Source organism: Azotobacter armeniacus, assembly GCF_054779355.1.
Genome location: NZ_BAAGYK010000087.1, coordinates 1 through 1,989 on the forward strand (window position 1 = coordinate 1; position 1,989 = coordinate 1,989).

The 1,989-nt window shown below is 58.6% G+C and carries 2 protein-coding genes and 2 pseudogenes; 1 reads left to right on the forward strand and 3 read right to left on the reverse strand.

The window, feature by feature from the left end; genetic code table 11:
• The 3 genes and pseudogenes from ACYVD0_RS12860 to ACYVD0_RS12870 all read right to left on the reverse strand — a co-directional run.
• A pseudogene (locus tag ACYVD0_RS12860) lies at positions 1-302 on the reverse strand (IS701 family transposase); the annotation flags it as partial.
• Positions 303-331: 29 nt separating this feature from the next.
• Positions 332-466, reverse strand: a pseudogene (locus ACYVD0_RS12865) (ISAs1 family transposase); the annotation flags it as partial.
• A gap of 487 nt (positions 467-953) precedes the next feature.
• On the reverse strand, positions 954-1,220 hold the full coding sequence (locus ACYVD0_RS12870) for a hypothetical protein (protein ID WP_460427170.1): 267 nt from the start codon (positions 1,218-1,220) through the stop codon (positions 954-956).
• A gap of 209 nt (positions 1,221-1,429) precedes the next feature.
• Here ACYVD0_RS12870 and ACYVD0_RS12875 point away from each other — a divergent pair, with 209 nt between their 5' ends.
• On the forward strand, positions 1,430-1,852 hold the full coding sequence (locus tag ACYVD0_RS12875; RefSeq protein WP_460427171.1) for a hypothetical protein: 423 nt from the start codon (positions 1,430-1,432) through the stop codon (positions 1,850-1,852).
• The last annotated feature ends 137 nt before the right edge of the window (positions 1,853-1,989 follow it).

Sequence of the window (1,989 nt, forward strand, 5' to 3'; positions counted from 1 at the left end):
TTGGCCGTTTCGAAGGCACTTTCGATCGCCCAGCGATGCCCTTCCACCCGGGCCAGCGTTTCGATGGACGTGCCGGCCGGCGCCCAGGTGGTGAAATAGGCCAGCTCCCCATCGACCAGCCGGCGACGGATCAGTACTCCACGCGTCCCTAGCCCGGTACGCGTCGGGTCATGCTCACTGGCTTCCAGGTCGGCCCAGTCATGAAGACGCGGTCCCTGAGTGCCTTCACCTGCCGATAGCCGTTGCCAGGCAGAAGGCGGCAAATCATGAGCAATCTGCTCGGCTGTAGCGGAGACTGGAGGCCAGGGCCATCGCATGAAGCCAAGCATTCTCATTTGAGTCCCAGAAGCTCGGCCCGATAGTCATCCGAGGTGTTGGCGATGAGCCGACGAGTCTTGAGGCTGCCCTTGCGCTGGCTCGGGTCCAGGCGGAGCAGGTTCAGCGTCAGTCGCTTCAGCGTGGCCAGCAACAGTCAGTGTTTCGACCAGGGAATGCTGAACCTTGTTGGTCTGCCGAGGATCGTCCAGGGTGACGAATACGTCCACGATGGAGGTTGCAGGCCGGGACATTCGAGTGCTCCTCAAATACCCAAGCTATATCGGCTTGCGCTTTCCCCTGCAAATACGAGCCACTCGCTTCATGCGATTACCCTGGAGTGAAAGCTGAAGTAGCCTCCCGGGTGGCGGCGAACAGCCACCGCTGGTGGCGCAACAACGCGATGCTGCTCAACGTATTCTGACGATAGCGTGGTTCGACAGGCAGGGCTTGCTCAAGCTCAACTTCTCGAACCGTCCAGCGCGGACCCGCATGCCGGGTGGTGTAGCAGGGCTGCCCCCTATGTCGATTGTTTGTGGTTGCCGGTCGTTTCGCGAGGGGGGCATTTCTGCCGTCTGGCTACTAGTGTTGCACCCTGCCGCGAAGCCTCGCCAAGGCGAGGCTTCATTGGCCGGCGATCAGTCCGGCATGTTCCAGGGAGCGAGGGTGACGCCTTGCCGACTCAGCTCCTGACGGGTCTGCTGGATGACGGCGGCGAGTTTCTGCGGGTCGGAATAGGTCGAGCAGGGAATGCGCTTGTGACCCAAGGTTCGAGTATTGACGCGGTCCACGACGGTCAGATTCAGTTCACTGTTGATCTCTTGAGTCCAGGCGATGCATTGCAGGGGTTTGAAAGCGCGGTTGGCGATTAGAAGTGCTTCGTTGAAGCGGAGCCGATTGGTCATGGAGCGATCCCTCTTTGAGTACCATGATAAGGCCGTCTGACGCGGCCGTTTGTCGCTGTAGGCAGTAATAAAGTCATGTCACGTGAGCGTGACAGGAGTGTGGAGCTTGCCTGGGCGAACGAGTTCCTTCCGCGCCCTGAAACTCACATCACATGACAGAAAAAGTATAGTTCAGCATCCACGGATGCAATACAAATTTTTTCCGACGGATGTCAGCCCAAGGTGTCTGCCTGACGATAAAGCAGCAGAAGCTTGCGGGTGATGGTGTTCTGAATATCGATCCGCTCGAAGTTGGACAGGTGGCTGAGCTTGCTGACCTGCAGGCGGTGCAGGTGAAGCTAGGGCAACTGCTGGCCGAATTCGCGCAGGTCCCCTTTGATCAGGATGGGCAGGAAGACATCGCCGAGCTTCTTCTGGTTGCTGATGATCTGTGCCAGTGCCTGCTTGAACGGCATGCTTTTCGGCATCGACTCGCCTTCGTTCAGCTGTTTCGCCAGCAGCAGGCCAGGCTTGCCGAACATCCGGCCAGGCAGGATGAAGAGGCCCGCCGGGCAAACGGCGAACGCATCGATGCCGTGCAGGGTGTCATGGAAGGCATAGGGATTAGGCAATACCACCATCTTTCGCCCTAGTTGTACTACAGTTGCATATTTAGTTTCATCTGACTTGATGCTCGCCCTTGCCTGGGAGAGACCGGATGACAGGTGCATCGATCGAGACGACGCTGGAGTTGTGGGCTTCATCGCTGCGCGAGGTCAAGGCGCGTATG

What these genes read in the sequence shown, in the direction of transcription:
- ACYVD0_RS12870 (WP_460427170.1), bottom strand. Translation starts at nt 1,220, where the DNA reads ATGACCAATCGGCTCCGCTTCAACGAAGCACTTCTAATCGCCAACCGC.
- ACYVD0_RS12875 (WP_460427171.1), top strand. Translation starts at nt 1,430, where the DNA reads ATGTCAGCCCAAGGTGTCTGCCTGACGATAAAGCAGCAGAAGCTTGCG.